Annotated in this window: 12 protein-coding genes and 3 pseudogenes; 9 read left to right on the top strand and 6 right to left on the bottom strand. The window is 74.5% G+C overall.

Annotation, left to right across the window (positions count from 1 at the left end; translation table 11 throughout):
- Nucleotides 1–26 precede the first annotated feature (26 nt).
- Nucleotides 27–1,037 carry a glutathione S-transferase C-terminal domain-containing protein gene (locus UG55_RS06090; RefSeq protein ID WP_083986453.1) on the top strand — a complete coding sequence of 337 codons (1,011 nt, stop codon included), beginning with the start codon at nucleotides 27–29 and terminating at the stop codon, nucleotides 1,035–1,037.
- 36 nt (nucleotides 1,038–1,073) lie between these two features.
- Here UG55_RS06090 and yidD read toward each other — a convergent pair whose 3' ends face one another.
- Nucleotides 1,074–1,592: a membrane protein insertion efficiency factor YidD gene (gene yidD, locus UG55_RS29385; protein ID WP_199865049.1), complete on the bottom strand. Its 519-nt coding sequence runs from the start codon at nucleotides 1,590–1,592 to the stop codon at nucleotides 1,074–1,076.
- 102 nt (nucleotides 1,593–1,694) lie between these two features.
- Between yidD and UG55_RS29380 the strand changes: the two genes are divergently transcribed.
- Complete coding sequence (locus UG55_RS29380) at nucleotides 1,695–1,847, top strand: hypothetical protein (protein WP_199865048.1); 153 nt, start codon at nucleotides 1,695–1,697, stop codon at nucleotides 1,845–1,847.
- Between the two features lie 627 nt (nucleotides 1,848–2,474).
- Here the strand turns inward: UG55_RS29380 and UG55_RS06080 are convergent.
- From UG55_RS06080 to UG55_RS06070, 3 genes are all read right to left on the bottom strand, one after another.
- On the bottom strand, nucleotides 2,475–3,878 hold the full coding sequence (locus tag UG55_RS06080) for an aldehyde dehydrogenase family protein (RefSeq protein WP_066063956.1): 1,404 nt from the start codon (nucleotides 3,876–3,878) through the stop codon (nucleotides 2,475–2,477).
- 172 nt (nucleotides 3,879–4,050) lie between these two features.
- On the bottom strand, nucleotides 4,051–6,210 hold the full coding sequence (locus UG55_RS45935; protein WP_066063954.1) for a serine/threonine-protein kinase: 2,160 nt from the start codon (nucleotides 6,208–6,210) through the stop codon (nucleotides 4,051–4,053).
- A 195-nt stretch (nucleotides 6,211–6,405) separates the two neighbouring features.
- Nucleotides 6,406–7,812 carry an FAD-binding oxidoreductase gene (locus tag UG55_RS06070; protein ID WP_242423796.1) on the bottom strand — a complete coding sequence of 469 codons (1,407 nt, stop codon included), beginning with the start codon at nucleotides 7,810–7,812 and terminating at the stop codon, nucleotides 6,406–6,408.
- 326 nt (nucleotides 7,813–8,138) lie between these two features.
- Here UG55_RS06070 and UG55_RS06065 point away from each other — a divergent pair, with 326 nt between their 5' ends.
- The 4 genes and pseudogenes from UG55_RS06065 to UG55_RS32905 all read left to right on the top strand — a co-directional run.
- Nucleotides 8,139–12,140 (top strand): BTAD domain-containing putative transcriptional regulator, encoded by a 4,002-nt coding sequence (locus UG55_RS06065; RefSeq protein WP_083986451.1) that lies wholly within the window; start codon nucleotides 8,139–8,141, stop codon nucleotides 12,138–12,140.
- Nucleotides 12,141–12,378: 238 nt separating this feature from the next.
- Nucleotides 12,379–13,123 (top strand): annotated as a pseudogene (locus UG55_RS32915) (ABC transporter substrate-binding protein); the annotation flags it as partial.
- A gap of 1 nt (nucleotide 13,124) precedes the next feature.
- Nucleotides 13,125–13,211 (top strand): annotated as a pseudogene (locus UG55_RS32910) (hypothetical protein); the annotation flags it as partial.
- Between the two features lies 1 nt (nucleotide 13,212).
- Nucleotides 13,213–13,716, top strand: a pseudogene (locus tag UG55_RS32905) (ABC transporter substrate-binding protein); the annotation flags it as partial.
- Here UG55_RS32905 and UG55_RS06055 read toward each other — a convergent pair.
- Entirely contained in the window at nucleotides 13,709–14,482 is a 774-nt protein-coding gene (locus UG55_RS06055; protein WP_066063949.1) for a hypothetical protein, read from the bottom strand. The pseudogene UG55_RS32905 and the gene UG55_RS06055 sit on opposite strands and share 8 nt — an antisense overlap.
- Before the next feature lie 62 nt (nucleotides 14,483–14,544).
- Here UG55_RS06055 and UG55_RS06050 point away from each other — a divergent pair, with 62 nt between their 5' ends.
- On the top strand, nucleotides 14,545–14,817 hold the full coding sequence (locus UG55_RS06050) for a hypothetical protein (protein ID WP_083986450.1): 273 nt from the start codon (nucleotides 14,545–14,547) through the stop codon (nucleotides 14,815–14,817).
- On the top strand, nucleotides 14,814–15,791 hold the full coding sequence (locus UG55_RS06045; RefSeq protein ID WP_066063946.1) for a TIGR03621 family F420-dependent LLM class oxidoreductase: 978 nt from the start codon (nucleotides 14,814–14,816) through the stop codon (nucleotides 15,789–15,791). Before UG55_RS06050 ends, UG55_RS06045 begins: the two co-directional genes overlap by 4 nt.
- 29 nt (nucleotides 15,792–15,820) lie before the next feature.
- Here UG55_RS06045 and UG55_RS06040 read toward each other — a convergent pair whose 3' ends face one another.
- On the bottom strand, nucleotides 15,821–17,077 hold the full coding sequence (locus UG55_RS06040; RefSeq protein ID WP_066063943.1) for an acetyl-CoA hydrolase/transferase C-terminal domain-containing protein: 1,257 nt from the start codon (nucleotides 17,075–17,077) through the stop codon (nucleotides 15,821–15,823).
- Between the two features lie 66 nt (nucleotides 17,078–17,143).
- Between UG55_RS06040 and UG55_RS06035 the strand changes: the two genes are divergently transcribed.
- Nucleotides 17,144–17,935, top strand: coding sequence for a sulfite exporter TauE/SafE family protein (locus UG55_RS06035; RefSeq protein ID WP_066063939.1), 792 nt, complete (start codon nucleotides 17,144–17,146; stop codon nucleotides 17,933–17,935).
- Nucleotides 17,936–18,126 lie beyond the last annotated feature (191 nt).

The following is an 18,126-nucleotide window of genomic DNA, read 5'->3' as shown; positions in this document are numbered from 1 at the left end:
GAACGGAGGAACCGAGGAGGTCGCCCATGTCGAACCCCGCCACCGCCACCGCCACCGCCACCGCTGCCGCCGCCGCTGCCGCCGCCGCCGCTGCCACCGCCGCCACCGCCGCGGTCCCGGCCGGCCGCCCCGCCTACGCCAGCCCGACCGACGTGGCCGCCTACGGCCCGTATCGGATCAACCAGGCGCCCGACGACCCACGCCCGCTCTACCGCTTCACGGGCCGGATCACCGCGGACGGGTCGAGTGGCTACCGGGCCGAGCCGGGGCGTTACCACGTCTACGCCGGCTGGTTCTGCCCGTGGGCGCAGCGCGTGACGCTGCAGATCGCGCTGAACGGCCTCGAAGACGTCATCAGCGTCTCCTACGTGGACAACACCCGGGACGCCCGCGGCTGGGGCTTCCGCGAACAGCACGGCCCGGACCCGGTGAACGGTTTCACCCTGCTGCGCGAGGCGTACGAGGCGACCGAGCCCGGGTTCGACGGCCACGTCTCGGTGCCCACCCTGTGGGACCGGGAGACCGGGCGGGTGGTCAGCAACAACTACGTCGGCCTCGGGATCGACGTCGCCACCGAGTTCCGTGAGTGGTCCAACGGCGCGGACACCTATCCGGAGGCGCTGCGCGACGAGATCGCGCTGCTCGACGGCTGGATCGGCCCGGCGGTCAACCAGGGGATCCAGCGGGCACGCGACGACGCGGCGGCGCGCGCGGCGCTGCTGGACGCGTTCGCCGAGCTCGACCGGCGGCTGGCGTCCGCCCGCTACCTGACCGGTGACACGCTCACCGAGGCGGATGTCCGGCTGTGGGTGACGCTGGTGCGCTACGCCCAGCGTGGGCCGGCGGAGCTGGGGACGCCGCCGCTGGCCGCCTTCGGCGACCTGTGGGCCTACGCCCGCGATCTCTACCAGCTGCCGGCGTTCCGGGCGACGACCGACTTCAGCTCGTTCTCCCCGCCCGGCGTCGCCCCGTCCCCGGACTGGGAGCGGCCCGGAACCGATCGTCCCCGTGCCGTGGACGCGCGCTCCTCGGCCTGATCTTCTTCGCGGCCGGCGGGTTGCCGGCTGGCGGGCTCAGAGCACCGGGTAGACGGTTCCGCGGGGCACCTCGGGCCGGCAGTCGCGCAGCCGGCGCGCGGTCATCGCGGCGCCGGCGGCCACCCCGTGGCGCGTGATCGCGGTGGCGGCGAAGCTGCTGCAGGTCGGGGTGAACCGGCATCGCGCGGGCCGCCGGGGGGACAGGACGGCCTGGTAGAGGCGGATCGCCGCCAGCACGCCCCGACCCGCCGCAGATCGTGGTGGTGCCGGGTGGCCATGCGGCGGGTGGTCGGGGCGGGATAGTCGGCCGCCGGCGGCCGCGAGCGCCGACAACGCCGTGAACAGGGATGACAGCGTGAGGAACAGATCGCAGCCGTCGCAGCTGTCACAGGCGTCACAGGCGTCACAGGCGTCGGTGACGTCGCGCTTCTTCCGCGCCCGCCGGCGTGCCCGGCGCTCGGCTCTCCGCGCCCCGCGGCTGTCGCCCCTGCGGGCTCTCCGGGGCCACCGGTCGCGGCCCCCGCCCCCGGTGCCGCCATCAGATCCGTCGACCACAGCAGGTGAGGATAGCTTTCAGCCTCGCCACCGACGGAGGGTGCGCTCGCCGGCCGCCGGCCGCCGGCCGCCGGCCGCCGGTTGGCGGTTGGGTCGATTCCCGTGACTCTTGACCCGTGCGGTGCTGATTCGGGCGGGCGCCTGGGGGCGGAGGCGCGGGCGGGTGCGGGTGCGGGGCGGACGGCACGCGCGGAGGCCCGTCAGGTGCTCGGCGGGTTCTGGGTGGGTGCTCGCCGGGTGCGTTCGGTGATCTGACGATGGTGCTCGGTGTTTCGGGCGCGGGCGCGGGAGTGGGGATCGCGCGCCTGAAGGGCTCCTTGTGTCTCCTGCCGAGACGTCTTGACGACCACGGCGACGCAGGGGCCGCAACCCCTGCGAGCGAAGGACACACAAAGCCCTTCAGTCGCTGTCGGCGAATCTTCGCGGACCCGCGCCGCACGGGTGGGTGACGGCTGTTTCGGGGCCTGCCGGCGCGCTGAAAGGCCAGGTAGCGCCGTTACCGCGGTGTCCCGCCGGGTGCCGGCAGCCCCGGGGCCGCACCGCGGCGGGATCGTCACCGGCCAAGGCGTCCACAGAGGGGATCGTGGACGTCGACCAGCCGGCACAGTGCGCTTCCCGTACCAGCCCGGAGCCGCCGCCCGGCAGGCCCCGCGGCCGCCCCAACGGCCGCGATATCCCGCCGATCAGACGGCCGTGTCACTCGAAGCGCTCGGCGTCACCCGAAGCCCGGCCCGGCCCCGGCACCCGCGCACCGGCCCGGCCCGGCACCCGCACCAGCCTGTCGCCCGCAGCCCGGCCTGACCCACCCGACTGTCACCCGGCACTCGGGTCAAGCCCGACATCGTCCCCGAACGCCCTGCGTTGATCCACGAAAGGCGCCGCTCAGCGCGCGCGGTAGCGGACCTGGGTCTCGGTGAAGCCGGCCAGCCCCCAGGGGCCGTTCTCGACACCGATGCCGCTCCACTTGAACCCGCCGAAAGGCTGGTTCGGGCCGAGGGCGACGTGGGCGTTCACCCAGGCGGTGCCGCAGTCGAGCTGGTCGGCGACGGCCTCGGCCCGGTCCGGGTCGGCGGACCACACCGAGCCGGACAGCCCGAACATCGTCGCGTTCGCCCTGGCTACCGCCTCGTCGACGTCCCGGTAGGTCAGCACCGGCAGCGCCGGGCCGAACTGCTCCTCGTCGACGATGCGGGTGCCTTCGGCGGCTCCGGTGAGCACGGTCGGTTGGAAGAAGAAACCGGGCCCGTCGAGCGGGCCGCCGCCGGCGACCGCCTTCGCCCCGCCGCGCAGTGCCTCGGCGACGAGCCCGCCGACCCGCTCGAACTGCGGGCGGTTCTGTACCGGGCCGAGTTCGGTGCCCGGGTCCAGGCCGTCGCCGAGCCGCGCGGCCGCGGCCCGGGCCGCCAGCGCGTCGACGATCTCGTCGTGCCGGGACTCGGGAACATACAGCCGCTTGATCGCCGAGCAGACCTGCCCGCTGTTGCCGAAGGCGCCCTGGAAGATCTTCTCCGTGATGGCGGCCGGGTCGACGTCGTCGAGCAGGATGGCGGCGTCGTTGCCGCCGAGCTCCAGGGTGACGCGCTTGAGGTCGGGGGCCGCGGAGGCGGCGATGTGCTTCCCGGTCGCCACCGACCCGGTGAAGCTGATCTTGCGCGGGACGGGGTGCGCGGTCATCCACCGGCCCAGCTCGTCGCTGCCGGAGACGGCGTTCAGCACCCCCGGCGGGAGCGCTTCGGCGAGGACCTCGGCCATCAGCAGCGTGCTGCGGGGCGTGTAGGGCGAGGGCTTGAGGACCATCGTGTTCCCGGCGAGCAGCGCGGGACCGATCTTCCAGCTGGCCAGCATCACCGGGAAGTTCCATGGGGTGATCGCCGCGACCACGCCCATCGGCCGGCGCACCACCTCGACGCGGGCGCGCGCGTCGTCCTGGATGACCTCGCGCGGGAGTTCCAGCCGGGAGAAGTACTTCAGCCAGTGGGCGGCACCGCGCACCTCCACGACCGCCGCAGCGAGCGGCTTGCCCTGCTCCGCGGTCAGGACGGGCGCGATGCGGTCGGTGGCCGCCCGCAGGAGCTCCGCGCCGGCTGCCAGCGCGGCACGGCGGGCGGCCTCGTCGCGGCGCCAGTCGGTGAATGCCTTGGCCGCGGAGTCGAAGGCGGAGTCCAGTTGCTCGCGGGAGCAGTCGGGTGCGTCGGCATGCACGGCGCCCGTAGCCGGGTTGACCACTCCGAAGGTCGCGGGTGCGGCTCGGCGCTCTCCATCGATGATCATCGAAACGTCGCTCATCGGGCCCCCTTCGGGTCCTGCCGTGCCCGGCGCGCCGCCCGCCGCCCGCCACGTCGCGGTCGCGGTCGCCTCCGGTGGGTGTCCACTTTCGCCGGGGATCAACCGGCTCATCATCGCGCAGTCACCGTCCGCGGCGCGCGTTCCGCCGCCCGGTGGGGCTCGCGCGGCGGCGTCAGACCTCGGTCACCTGCGAGGCACGCCACCCGTCCACCGTTCTGACGAGGTTGACCTCCCGCAGCGTCGGCGCGGTGGCGGGATTCCGGCTGATCACCCGGCCGTTCGCGTCGAGAATGGAGAAGGGCTTCAGGTGCGAGGTGAAATGCAGGACCGCGAACGACGCGTTCCCGGTCACCACCTCGACGTTCTCGAAGACCTGTTCGCCGCCCTGCCCGTGCCCGCCGATCATGACCATGGCGCGGATCGCGTCCTCGTCGGCGGCCCGTGCGCTGCTGACGGCGGTGTAGACCTGGGCGAGCAACCTGACGTCACCGGTCTCGAAGGCCGCCACCCGGGCTCGGTCGAGAGCCTGGAGCACCTCGGTCCAGTACCTCGGGTCGGTCTGCCCGCCGGGTGGCTCCGGCGAGGCGCTCGGCCCGGCCGGGCCGGCGGTGGCGGCCTCCGCCGCGCCTGCCGGCGGCGGGTCCGTGGCGGGAGCGGTCGCCGTGGCTGTGCCCGTGGGGGCGGAGGTGTCTGTCGTCAGGGCACCGGGAGTCGCCGCTGTCGTCTGGTCGGCGGGGCCGGCGGCCTCGATCACCGCGCCACCGGTCGACCGGGCCACGGCGGTTTCCCTGCCGGCCGAGTCCAGCGGGTTGCCGACGAGCAACAGCGCCCCGCCGGCCACTCCGAGCGCGACCAGCGCGGCCGTCATGGCTCCCAGCATCCGCCGCCGCCGCCCGCGCCTGCGTTCTGATCGTTCCGCGCGCCCGGATCGCCCCGCTCGCGCTGTGCCGGTGGTGCGCGGGGGTTGGTCGGGGCGGGAACCCGGCCCATCCGCCGGTCGCCGCGTGCCAGTCGACGTCCCCGCGCCCGCCGGCACATCCGCGGACGCGGCGTCGGCCGGTGTACCCGCCTTCGCTGCGGCCCAGACGTCTGACGGCGGCGGCCCGTCTGACGGCGACGGGCTGGTCGATGGCGACGGTCCGTCCGGCGGTGGCGGTCGGTCCGATGGTGGTGTCGGGGCCGCCACCGCGGTTGCCGCCGCGTCGGTCGGTGCGGAGGCCGCGGGCGGGAATGCCTCCGCCGGTGCGGGCTGTGAATGTTGCGGGTGTTGCGGGTGTTGCGGGTGCTGTGAGTGCCCGGCCGGCGGGCTGAAGCCGGTGACCGTCTGCGACAGGTGCGGCGGGGGAGGCTGTCGCGGCGACGCGCTCGGCGGAGGTTCCGGTGCGCGGCCGTCCGGTCCGCTCCCCGCCGTCCCGCCCGGCCCCGCCGTCGCAGCCCCAGCCGTTCCCGCGGTCGTGCTCGGTGTCGTCTGTGCTGCGGGCGCTGGTAGGGGTGCCACGACGAGGCCCGGCCGGGTCGAGCCGGTCAGCTCCGCGAGCAGTTCGGCGGCGGTCGGGCGGGCCGCGGGGCTCTTGCTCATCGCGGCCCGGACGAGGGGGAGCAGGCGGGAGTCCAGACCGGCGAGATCGGGCTCCTCGTGCACCACCCGGTACATCACGACCGGGGCGGCGCCGAGCCCGAACGGCGGCCGCCCGGTGCCGGCGAACGCCACGACCCCGCCCCAGGCGAAGACGTCGGCGGAGGCACTCGTGATCTCCCGCGACGCCTGCTCGGGGGCCATGAACGCGGGCGTACCGATGGTGTCGGAGGCGTTGGTCAGCAGCGAGTCGGACTCGATGGACATCGCGACGCCGAAGTCGATGACCCGCGGCCCCGTCTTCGACAGCAGGACGTTCGCCGGCTTGATGTCGCGATGGACCAGGCCGGCGCTGTGGATCGAGGTGAGCGCCGCGGCGATCGACACCGCGAGCTGGTGCAGGTCGGTCGTCGCCAGCGGCCCCTGCCCGCTGACGGCCTCGGCGAGTGTGGGCCCTTCCAGGAACTCGGTGACGATGTACGGGCGCCCGTCGAAGAGGCCGAAGTCCAGGACCTCCGCGGTGCAGAACGGTGCGACGCCGCGCGCGATCCGGGCCTCCCGTTCGAAGCGGGCCAGGTACTGCCCGTCGCGGGCGAGGTGATCGTGGATGACCTTGACGGCGACCCGGCGGCCGTCCGGCGAGCGTCCCAGGTACACCCGGCCCATCCCGCCGCTGCCGAGGACCTGCTCAAGGGCGTGCGGACCGATGAACCGGGGATCCGTCGCGCGCAGCGGCGTCTGTCCGCCGTCCGCCATGCGTCGCACCCCCGAAGCCGTACTCGCCACGTTTCCGCACGCCACATCCGGGCGTTCCGGACATGATTCTGCCGGGCGCCGGTCGACGGGGCACAGGGAGGTTCACGCTTCGAGGCGGTCCGGACGCGGCGGGCACCGGCCGGCCGGCTCCGCGCGGGCACGTCCCCGCGCAGGTGTGCCCGGCCGGCACGGGTGCTACCCGCCGAGGGGGATCGGGTGGTTGGCGACGAACATCCCGTTCGGGTCGACCGCGGCGCGGATCGCCCGCAGGCGTGACCAGGAGACCGGGTCGAAGCCGGCGGCGGGGTCGATGCGGTCCTCCACGAAGTTGAGGTACTGCTGGGCGCCGGTGTACGGGGCCACGGCCGAGGCGACCCGGCGCAGATCGGTGAGGCCCTGTGCGGCGACCTCCGGAGTGGCCGCGATGCCGCAGGAGTACAGCGCGAACGCGCCGTCCAGCGAGCCCACCGCCCCGCCGCCCGCGACCGGCCGGGCCAGCGCCCCGCCGAGCTGGCGCAGCTCGGCGGCAACGAGCAGCGAGGTGCCGGAGTCCGGGCCGGCGACGTCCAGGAGGGTGCTGAGGGCCGCCGGCGGCAGCTCGGTGAGCGTGCGGCCGAGCGACACCACCGGCGTCGGGGCCTCCGGGTCCATGTGTAGCCGGATCAGCGCCGACGCGGGCAGCCGGGTGAAGGTGTCGATCTCCGGCGCCAGCTCCCGCAGCGGCGCGAGGATCCGCTCCGCCTCGGCGTTCTCGGCCAGCACCGCGCCGTCGATGATTATCAGCTGCCGGCCGCGGACCGGTTCGGGCATCTCGGGGATCGGCGGGACCTGCAGGATGCGCAGCGAGGTGGTGACGGCGTCGGGGGCGGTGGCGGCCCACTCCGCCCACCGCGCCAGCACCCGCTCGCTGTGCCGCCAGTCCCAGGCCAGCAGGCCGGCGTAGACGGTGCTGATCGGGTACAGGTCGAACTCCAGCGCGGTCACGACCCCGAAGTTGCCGCCCCCGCCGCGCAGCGCCCAGAACAGGTCGGGCTCGTTCTCGGCGTCCGCGCGGACGAGCGTGCCGTCGGCGGTGACCAGCTCCAGCGCGGTCACGCTGTTGGCCTGCAGGCCCAGCGCCCGGCCATACCAGCTCAGGCCGCCGCCCAACGAGTAGCCGGCGACACCGACGTCGGGTGAGGAGCCGTGCAGCGCGGCCAGGCCGTACTCGGCCGCCGGCGCCACCACGTCGAGCCACAGCGCCCCGGCACCCACCCGGGCCCGCCGTGCCTCGGCGTCGATGGTGACCCCGGTCAGCCTGGACGTCCGCAGCAGCAGGACGTCGTCGAGCGGGCCGAGCGGGCTCGAACCGTGCCCGGTGCCCTGGGGGGCGATTCGCAGCCGGCTGGCGGCGGCCAGGCGGATGACCGCGGCGACCTCGGCGGCGTCGGCCGGCTGGGCGACCGCCGCGGGCCGCTGGTCGATGGCGACGTTCCACGGGGTGCGCGCGGCGTCGTAGCCCGGTGCGCCCGCGACGAGCAGGCCGGGTGAGCGCAGTCCCCCGGCGGGCGTCGCGGACGTGACGGGCAGCGTGCTGGTGATCGGGGCCTGGTCGATGGTCACGGTGCTTCTCCCAGCTGGATCGGGTCGCTCAAGGAGTCGGGTTGCCCGGCGAGTCGGGTTGCTCGGCGACGGGGTTGCTGTGAGGACGATGCGGGCGCGACCTTGTGGACCACTTGGGCTTCACCGCTTGCGGCGGACTTGCGAACCACTGACTGCTCGCCCGCCGCGCCTGAGCTGCTGTTCACCGCGACCGGACGTCCAGGGCCGGCCTTGGCGGAGAGCAAGGGGGTGAAGTGGCGGATACCGCCCACGACCGCGCGAACCGCCGCCCTGGTGTCGTACATTCGCCCCGGCGCCGATCGCGCCGGCGCCTTGGGGGGAGAGCTGTGCGGGGTGGTCCAGGCCGCGTCGGACCGGGCACCGGTGAGCCGGCGGGCACGTCCGCGCCCGGGAGTGTGTCCGCGCCCGGGGAGGAGCCCGGCCCGGCGGGCGGGCAGGCCGACCTCCCGCTGATCAACGTGCTGGGTGATCTGACGGTGACCCGTCGTGGCGCCGCGCTCGACCTCGGCGGCCGCCGCCAGCGGGCCGTGCTGGGCCTGCTGGTCCTCGCCCGCGGCGACACCGTCGCCGCCGACCAGCTGATCGACCAGCTCTGGGGGGACAGTCCGCCGGCTGGACCGCACGGTGCGCTCCAGTCGTACGTGTCGCACCTGCGGCGTGCCCTGGAGCCCGAACGGGCGGCGCGCTCCCGCGGCTCGGTCATCGTCCGGATGGGGTCCGGCTACGCGCTGCGGGTGGCGCCCGACGCCGTCGACGCCTGGCGGTTCGAGGAACTGGTGCGCCGCGCAGCCGGGGTGGATCCACGGACGCGGGTCAGCGAGCTCACCACGGCGCTGGGCCTGTGGCGCGGGCCGGCCTTCGCCGAGTACCAGGACGAGGCCTGGGCCCGGCCGGAGGTGGCGCGGCTGACCGAGCTGCGGGAGGTCGCCCGCGAGCAGCTGCTCGAGGCGCGGCTCGGCCGCGGCGAGACCGCGGTCGTCGTGCCCGAGATCGAGGCGCTGGTCACGGCGCAGCCGTTGCGGGAGGAACGCTGGCGGCTGCTGGTCCTGGCGCTGTACCGCTCCCAGCGGCAGGCCGACGCACTGTCGGCGCTGCGCCGGGCCCGCGGCATTCTCGCGGCCGAACTCGGTATCGATCCGGGGCCCGCGCTGCGGGCGTTGGAGGCCGAGGTGCTGCGCCAGTCCCCGGCCCTCCAGGCACCCTCGGCTCCGGCGCCGGAGCCGACGGCCCTCGCCGCGCCGCCCGCCCCGTCACCTGTGCCCGCCCCGTCTTCTGTGCCCGCCCCGTCTTCTGTGCCCGGCCTGTCACCCGCGCCCGTCCCATCGCACCAGCCGGGCCTGGCACACCAGCCTGGCCGGGCGCAGCGGGCGGCGCCCCGGCCGCAGCCGGCCGGTGACCTCCTGGTCGGCCGTGACCGGGAGGTCGCCGAACTGGCCGCGTGCGTTGCCGATGCCGCCGACGGGCAGGCCCGGCTGGTGATCATCGAGGGCCCGGCCGGGATCGGGAAGAGCCGGCTGCTGACCGAGGTCCGCAGGCGCGCGGGCGCGGAAGGGTTCCGGGTCTTCACCGCCCGGGGGAGCCAGCTGGAACGTGAGTACGGCTTCGGTGCCGTTCGCCAGCTGTTCGAGGCGGAGGCCGCCGCGGCCGCGCCCGGCCAGGGGGTGTTGGCCGGCCCCGCCGCACAGGCCGCGACGGTGTTCGACGTCGGTCTGGCCGCCGACGGCCCGCCTGGCCCGGCCTCGCGGCCCGGCCCGTTTCCCGGGTCCGGCGGGGCGGGGCAGCAGGCGGTGGCCCACCAGGCCGCCGCGCAGGCCGGGGACGGGTCGCTGGCGGTGCTGCATGGGCTGTACTGGCTGACGGTGCGCCTGACCGCCGACGGCCCGATCATGCTCGCCGTCGACGACCTGCAGTGGTGCGACAGCTCCTCCCTGCGCTTCCTGTCCTATCTGGGTCGGCGGACCGAGGACATGCCCGTGCTGATCGTCGCGACGCTGCGGACCGGTGAGACCAGCGACGACGAGGCGTTGCTGGCCGAGCTCACCCACGACCCCGGGACGGTCTGGATCCGGCCGGCGCCGCTGGATCGCCGCGGGGTGGCCGATCTGGTCCGTGGCCGGCTCGGGGCCGGCGCCGAGGACGGCTTCGTAGCGGCCTGCCACGAGGCGACGGCGGGAAACCCGCTCTACCTCCGGCAGCTGCTGCGGGCGTTGCAGACCGAGGGCGTGCCGCCGGACAGCGCGCATACCGACACGGTGGCGGCGATCGGGGCACGCGCCGTCTCCAGCCTCGTGCTGATGCGGCTGGCCCGCATGCCGCGGGAGAGCACCGCCGTCGCCCGCTGGATCGCGGTGCTGGGCAGCGGGGCGGTGCTCCCCACCGTCGCGGCCCTGGCCGGGCTGTCGGACGCGGCGACGGCCGCCGCGGTCGGTGCGCTGGCGCGGGCCGAGGTACTGCGGGACGACTATCCGCTCGGGTTCGTCCACCCGCTGGTCGCGGACGCCGTCTACCGTGACCTGCCGCCGGGGGAGCGCCAGCTCCACCACGACCGGGCGGCCCGGGCGCTGCACCAGTCCGGGGCGGCGCCCGAGCAGATCGCCGCCCATCTGCTCCAGGCCCCGCACCGGGGCGACCCCTGGGTGGTCGGGGTGCTGCGCCAGGCGGCGGCACGGGCCACCGGGCGCGGCACCCCCGACGCGGCCGCCGCCTACCTGGTCCGGGCGCTGCGCGAACAGCCCGGGCCGGAACTGCGCGCCCAGGTTCTGCTGGAGCTGGGCGAGGTGGCGGTGCTCAGCGACGGGGTGGCGGCCGTCACCCATCTGGCGGAGGCGTACGAGGCGCTGGAGGCCGGGCCGCGGCGGGCCCGGGTTGCGCAGATGCTGACCCGGGCACTGGTGTTCGCGGGCACGCCGGGCGAGGCGACCCGGTTCGGCTTCCAGGTCGCCGACGAGTTGCCGGCCGAGCTGGACGACGAGCGGCAGGGCCTGCTCGGACTCGCCCGCATCGGCGGCTACATGCACGACATCGACCCGGCCGCCTGGCGGCGTGCGCCCGAACCGGAGGTGCGCGGCGACGGCCCGGGTGCGCGGATGCTGGCCGCCGCGCTGGCCTGGGAGCTGCTGATCGACGGGCAGGACCGGGCCCGGGCGGTGGAGCTCGCCCGGTTCGCCAGCGCCGGCGGCGTGCTGACCCGGGTGGACGTCGGCCTGCTGTGGGCGGTGGCGGGGGTCGTGCTGCACTGCGCCGACGAGGACACCGACCCGTTGTGGGCGGACGGCCTCTCCCACGTTCAGCAGCTCGGTTCGGTGTTCGGCGTGCTCTGCGCCAACCTCTGGCGGGCCTACGCCCGGTGGGGGCACGGCGACCTGCGTGAGACCTACCAGATCCTCCAGCTTGCCAGCGACCAGTCGCTGACCTGGGGGGTGGCGTTCGGCGCGGGCTACAGCGACACCTACGCGATCGGGGTGCTGGTCGACATGGGCGACCTGGACCAGGCCCAGGCGCTGTTGGAACAGGTACGAGACAAGCCCCGGTCACCCGAGGGCAGCCGGATCCACGGCGAGATGCGCGCCGGGCTGCTGTGCGCCCAGGGGCGGCACGGCGAGGCCCTCGACAGCCTGGACGAGGTCCGGGCGGTGATGTCGCCGGTCCGTAACCCGGTATGGCGTCAGTGGCGCTCGTTGCGCGCGGAGGCGCTGACCGGGCTGGGGCGGCACGGCGAGGCGATCGCGCTGCTGGAGACCGAGCTGGAACTGGCCCGGGTGTGGGGCGCGGCCCCCGCGGTGGGCCGGGCGTTGCGCCTGCTCGGCGAGGCCCGGCTCCGGGCGGCGGCCGAGGCGGGTGGCGAACCTGCCCATCACGACGCCGCCCGTGGGGCCGCTGAGCTGGCGGAGGCCGAGGCCCTGCTCGCGCCGGGGCGGTCCCGGCTGGAACATGCGCGCGCACTGTACGCGCTGGCCGAGGTGAGCCCGCCGGACGAGGCCGTTCCCAGGTGGGCGCAGGCGGCGGAGCTGGCCTGGCGGTGCGGCGCGGTCGGGCTGTACCGGCGGGCCGGTGAGCGGTTGGCGGCGGCGGGCCGGCCGCTGGCCGACAGGCCGCCGCCAGGCCAGCTGACCGCGACGGAGCGGGACATTCTGGCCCGGCAGGCGGCCGGGGCCGGGGAACGAGAGATCGCCGAGGCGCTGTTCGTGACACCGCCCACAGTTCGTCGCATCCTCGCTTCGGCCCGGGCCCGGCTCGCGCCCGCGGGCGAGACCGACCCGGCCGGGAAGGCGGTTGCCGGCCGGAGAGCGGATCCCGGCCGGGTGACGGATCCCGGCGCGGCCGGATGATCGGTGCCGTGGGCACAACTTCCCTACATTGACGTCGACATTGACAATCGACGCAGGTGGAGGGTCTGATAGGCGGGTGGATCGCGACAGGTATGGGCGTTCTCGGGCGTCCCGTGCCAACCTGGCGAGCCGTCGCGTGCCCTGAAATTCCACCGTGCCCGTGGCCGGTCCGTCCCCCGAGCTCCGTCTGCTCCGCCGTCGCCGGGCCGAGCGCAGAAATGCGAAGGAATACCTATCGATGAACTTCCGTCACGGGCGCGTGCGCGCCTTGTCCGTGCTGCTCGTGGTGCTTGCCCTCGTGGCCGCGGGATGTTCGAACTCCTCCGGCGAGAAGGACGGCGACGGCGGTGGTTCGGGCGGGGGTGCCGGCAGCGCGCCGGGCGTCACCGCCACCGAGGTCCGCTTCACCATCCTCGGCACGCAGACCAACAACCCGCTCGGCACCTGCCTGCTGGAGTGCTACGCCCGCGGGGTGAAGGCGTACTTCGACTATCGGAACAGTGAGGGCGGAGTCCACGGCCGGAAGCTGGTCGTGAGCAAGGAGATCGACGACCAGCTGGGTCAGAACCAGCAGCGGGCCAAGGAGATCATCTCCGCGAACGACACCTTCGCCACGCTCAGCGCGACCCAGCTGGCGACGGGGTGGTCCGACCTGGCCAAGGCCGGCATCCCGCTGTACGGCTGGGCGATCCACCCGACGGAGATGGCGGGCCACAAGGAGATCTTCGGCAACTCGGCGCCGCCGTGCCTGGAATGCGTGGACCGCACGTTCCCCTACGTCGCCAGGCTCGCCGGGGCCAAGAAGCTCGCCGCCCTCGGCTATGGCGTCACGGACAACTCCAAGCAGTGCGTCAGCCAGATCGCCAACACCGTCGACAAGTACAAGGGCGACACCGGCCAGGAGGTCGTCTACAAGAACGACTCGCTGGCGTTCGGCCTGTCCAACGGCATCGGCCCCGAGGTCACGGCGATGAAGAAGGCGGNGGTCGAGATGATCCTCAGCTGCCTGGACCTCAACGGCATGAAGACCCTGGCCCAGGAGCTACGGCGGCAGGGCCTGGAGGACACGCCNCTGTACCACCTGAACACCTACAACCAGCCGTTCGTCGCGGAGGCCGACGGGCTTTTCGAAGGCGACTACATGAGTGTCGGCTTCCGCCCCTTCGAGGCCGACGCCGGCGACACCGCGATGACGACCTACAAGGAGTGGATCGCCAAGCAGGACGGCGAGCCCGACGAGTTGTCGATGTACGGGTGGATCACCGCCAACCTGGCCTACCAGGGCCTGCTCGACGCGGGGAAGAACCCCACCCGGGAGTCCGTGATCGCCGCGACCAACAAGCTGACCGCCTTCACGGCGGGTGGCCTGATCTTCCCGGTCGACTGGTCACGCCAGCACGAGCTGCCGACCCCCGAGGACCCGGTGGCCCACGGCTACAAGCAGGTGTGCCGGGCGCTGGCCCAGGTGAAGGACGGCAAGTTCCAGGTGGTCGGTGGCACGAAGGACAAGCCGTTCGTCTGCTGGCCGCCCGAGGACGACAAGTGGACCGAGCCCACCCTGACCACCTTCAAGTGATCGACCGATGATCCGCCGTCGAGATCCCCGCCGCCCCGGCGGCGGGGATCTCGACGGCGATCTCGGCCCCGAGCCGGTGGCCGGCGGTCAGCGGCAGGTCGTCGCCGCTCCAGAACCGGCCCGGGTCATACCAGTTCGGCCGGCGTCCCGGCGGCAGCAGCCCCATCGCCTCATAGGTGACGGCGACGACCTCGGCGCAGTAGGCGGACTCCAGACCGGCGGGTGTCCGCTCCGTGCTCGCGGCCGCGGCCGTCCCGCGCGTCTCGCCCGGCGGCCGGTCCCTCCCGGCCCGCCGGAACGGCCGCAACCGCGGTGCCGGCCGGGATCCGCGGGGGACGGGCACTCGTCCGGCCAGCCAACGGCTCGCCAGGCGGGCCGTCGACGGGAAGGGGGTGCCGTCGAGGCGGGCGATGGTGCGCAGGACGGCGTCCTCGGCCTCGCGGTCGACGGTCGGGTCGAGCTGACGCAGCCAGGCCCGCTGGCCGTAGCGGTTGCCCCAGGCCACGACCGCCTCCCGCAGATCGTGCAGCTGGACCCCGCGGTGATGGCTGCCGGACCAGACGTCGCGCAGCGACCGGCCGAGCTCCGCGTGCCACATCAGCGGCGGCAGGTCATCCAGGACGACGGCCATCCCGACATGGTTGACGGGGCTGTTCGTGGTCATCTGGATGGCGCGGTCCATGGCACTGCGCCCTCGGAAGATCCACACGTCGCCGGTGCGGGTGAGTTCCACCGCCTGGTCGAGGGTGAGGAAACGGCCGGCCATCCGCCCAGCGTAGGCGGTGGCGGTCTCCGTAGCCTTGGCCCCATGACGAGCTGGAGTGCGCCATGACGAGCTGGCGGACGGCCTTCGGGCCGCTGACGGGTGGTGCCGGCCGGGGGGGTGGGGCCGGCTGGGCCGGCCGGGGCCGCTGGTGGAAGGCGCTGGGGCTGGCGGGTGTGGTCGGGGTGGCGGCCGGTGGGGCCGCCCTCGCCCGGTCCGAGCGGGCCCGCCGCGCCTACACCCCGGACGAGGTCCGCGCCAGGCTGCTGGCGCGGCATTCCGAGGCCGCGGGTGTGGGCGCGGATCCGGCTGACGGCGCCCGGCCCGGCCCGGCGTGACGGCCCCGGCGGCCGCCCGGCGCATCCGCTTCATCGCCGGCCCGGACCGGACGCCGGACCTGGCCGCGCTGCGGGAGGCCGCCCGGCGGATCGAGCGGCTCGGATACTCGGCCTTCACGCTCGCCGACCATTTCATGATCCCGTTCGCCCCGCTGATCGCCCTGCAGGCGGTGGCCGACGCCACCAGCAGTCTGCGGATCACCCAGACGGTCCTCAACCAGGACTTCCGCCATCCCGCGGTACTGGCCAAGGAACTGGCCACCCTGGACGTGCTGTCCGAGGGGCGCCTGCAGATCGGCATCGGGGCGGGGTGGATGCGCCAGGAGTACGAACAGGCCGGGCTGCGATTCGACGCCGCGGCGACCCGGATCGAACGGCTGGAGGAAGTCGTCATCATCCTGAAGGGCCTGTTCCAGGGGGAGCCGTTCAGTTTCTCCGGACGGCACTTCACCCTTGACGGGCTGCGGGGCCGGCCGCGCCCGCGGCAGCGGCCACACCCGCCGATCATGATCGGCGGGGGCGGGCGCCGGCTGCTGTCGGTCGCCGGCCGGCAGGCCGACATTGTGCAGATCATGCCGCGGATCGTGCGGGACGGCGCGGCGCCCGAAGTCGATCCGTTCGGTGCCGGGACCTACCTGGAGAAGATCGACTGGGTTCGGGCCGCCGCCGGGGAGCGCTTCGAGTACATCGAGCTGGGTGCCCAGCTGCTGAACGTGACCATCACCGACGACGCCGAGGCCGGGTTCGAGCGCTTCTACCAGGAGTTCGCCCGCCAGCGGGGCGGCGCGGGCGGGGCCGTCCCGGCGCGGGAGGAGCTGCGCGACTCGCCGATGGTGCTCGTCGGCACCCTCGACGAGGTCTGCGCGCGGCTGCTGCGAGTCCGTGACGAGCTCGGGATCAGCTGCTTCTCGGCACCGCTCGGCGCCGCCCCCGAGTCGCTGGCCGCGGTCGTCGAACGGCTGTCCGGCCGTTAGCCGGCCGTTAGCCGGCCCTCAGTCGGCTCTCAGCCGGCCGCTGCCGCGGTGCGTCCAGCGGCTTCGGCCAGCTCGGCGCGGACCGCCGGGTGGGCGACGTGGCGGATGAGTTCGTCCGCCTGGCGCCCGGCGCTGTTGCCCCAGATCGTGGCCGTGCCCTGCTCGCTCACGATGTGGCTGTGCTGGAAGCTGGTCGTCGGTTCGGTCAGCGCGGGCAGGACTGTCGACCGGTCGCTCTTGGCGTGCCAGCTCGGCAGTGCGATGATCGCGCGCCCGCCGGCGGCGTGCAGCGCCCCGGAGACGAAGTCGGGCTGGCCGCCGAAACCCGACCAGACCGCTCCGCGTACGTAGGAGGCGTTGGCCTGCGCGTGCAGGTCGACCTGCAGGGCGGTGTTGATCGACGTCATCAGCGGCTGGCGGGCGATGACGGCCGGGTCGTTGACGGTCTCCGTGCGCAGCAGCCGGACCCGCTCGTTGCGGTCGAGCCAGGTATAGAGCTCGCTTGAGCCGAAGACGAAACTGCTGACCAGGTGGGCCTGCCGGTCGAGCGTCCCGGCCAGCTCCAGGGCCAGGACGCCGTCGGCGAAGGTCTCCGTCCACAGCCGCAGGCCGCGCCGGCCGGTGAGCGCCGCGAGCGTCGCGTCGGGGACGGTGCCGATGCCCAGCTGCAGGGCGGCGCCGTCGGGCACGAGCGCCGCGACCCGCAGGCCGATCTCGCGGTGGACCTCACCGGGTGGCCGCGGGACGGGGGAGGCGAGCGGCACGTCGACGTCGACGGCCAGGTCCACGGAGGCGACGTCGAGCTCGCCGTCGCCGAAGGTGTAGGGCATCTGGGCGTTGGTCTGGGCCACCACCAGCCCGCCGGCCGCCCGGGCGGCCTCGACGGCGGCGGGCAGGATGTTGACCTCGGTCCCCATCGACACCAGCCCGCCGACCGGCCGGCTGGTGTGCAGCACGACGACATCCGGGCAGTACTCGCCGGCGAACAGCCGCGGGACCAGACTGAGGCGGCTGGGCAGGTACTCCAGGGTCGGCCGGCGCCGCATCCCCGGGCCGACGAACGGTGTCACCGGCGTCACCCCCGGCCGGTCCGGCAGGCCGGCCTGCGGGTTCAGGACGAACAGTCGATACTGTTCCACCGCTCGGTCGAGGGCGCCGAGCGCGACGAGGGGGGAGGCGAAGTTGCCCGCCGCCACCACCGTCACCGGCCGGTCCGCACGCTCGGCCCGCGCGCCGAGGCGCCCGGCGATCAGGTCGCCGAGCGCCGATTCGCCAACGTTGCGCATACCCCCATCGTCTCGTGGACCGCTCGCCGGCGCCGGGGTGCCCGGGCGCTTCGCGGATGGTCGTCTGTGACGGCGGTCCTGCTCGCGTGCCTCGCCGGTTTCGTCCTGGCCGCGATCACCACGCCGGTCGGCGTCTCCGGGGCGGTGTTCCTGCTTCCAGTGCAGCTCGACGTCCTGCACACCCCGAATCCGGCGATCACCCCGACGAACCTGCTGTTCAACGTGGTGGCCACCCCGGGCGCGCTCGCCCGCTACCGGCAGCGCCGGCTGTTCGCCGGCCCGCTGGCCCGCCGGCTCGTGCTGGGAACGCTGCCGGGGGTGGTGGTCGGCGCGATCATTCGCGTGCACCTGGTGCCGGGCGCCCGCCTGTTCCGGCTGCTCCTCGCGCTGTTCCTGCTGCCGCTGGGCTGCTGGCTGCTGTGGCGCACGGTCCGGCCGCCCAGGCGAGGGCCCGGGGACCTACCCGAAAGTGCCCCTGCTCTCCGGCCGGGGCGGGTCACCACGCTGGCCCTCGCCGTGGGCCTCGTGGGTGGGGTCTACGGCATCGGCGGTGGTTCGATTCTCAGCCCGCTGCTCGTGGCTCGTGGCCTGCCGGTACCCACCGTCGCCCCGGCCGCGCTCGCCGCGACCTTCGCGACCTCCGTCGTCGGGGCTGCCACCTACGCGGTGCTCGCCCTCACGACTCCCGGCAGCATCGGCCCCCACTGGGCGGTGGGAGTGGCCAGCGGCCTGGGCGGCCTCGGAGGTGGCTACCTGGGCGCCCACCTGCAGTCCCGCGTTCCCGAGCACGCCCTCCGGCTTCTGCTGGGAATTCTGGCCGTCGCGCTCGCCGTCGGCTATCTCGCCCGGGTGGGCTGACCGCCGGGGTGGGCTCGTCGCCGCCGGCGCCACCGCNTGACATCCGGCTCACCCGCGGTCCGGGGCGACGAGGCGGAATTCCCGTGTTCACCCGGTGACTCTGGTGGTGCTCGCCATTCTGGTTCGCGGCCGGCCGATATCTCTGCGTCACGCCTTCCGGTGACGTTTCCGGTCGCGCCGGCCGGCCTCTC

The sequence above is a fragment of the Frankia sp. EI5c genome (assembly GCF_001636565.1).
GTDB lineage: Bacteria > Actinomycetota > Actinomycetes > Frankiales > Frankiaceae > Parafrankia.
Note: the sequence above shows the minus strand (reverse complement) of the source record. Positions and strands in the feature narration are given on the sequence as shown.

Bases quoted from the DNA above. Each gene is read 5' to 3' on its own strand.
- UG55_RS06090 (WP_083986453.1), top strand. From the start codon at position 27: ATGTCGAACCCCGCCACCGCCACCGCCACCGCCACCGCTGCCGCCGCC.
- UG55_RS06080 (WP_066063956.1), bottom strand. From the start codon at position 3,878: ATGAGCGACGTTTCGATGATCATCGATGGAGAGCGCCGAGCCGCACCC.
- UG55_RS45935 (WP_066063954.1), bottom strand. From the start codon at position 6,210: ATGGCGGACGGCGGACAGACGCCGCTGCGCGCGACGGATCCCCGGTTC.
- UG55_RS06055 (WP_066063949.1), bottom strand. From the start codon at position 14,482: ATGGCCGGCCGTTTCCTCACCCTCGACCAGGCGGTGGAACTCACCCGC.
- UG55_RS06050 (WP_083986450.1), top strand. From the start codon at position 14,545: ATGACGAGCTGGCGGACGGCCTTCGGGCCGCTGACGGGTGGTGCCGGC.
- UG55_RS06040 (WP_066063943.1), bottom strand. From the start codon at position 17,077: ATGCGCAACGTTGGCGAATCGGCGCTCGGCGACCTGATCGCCGGGCGC.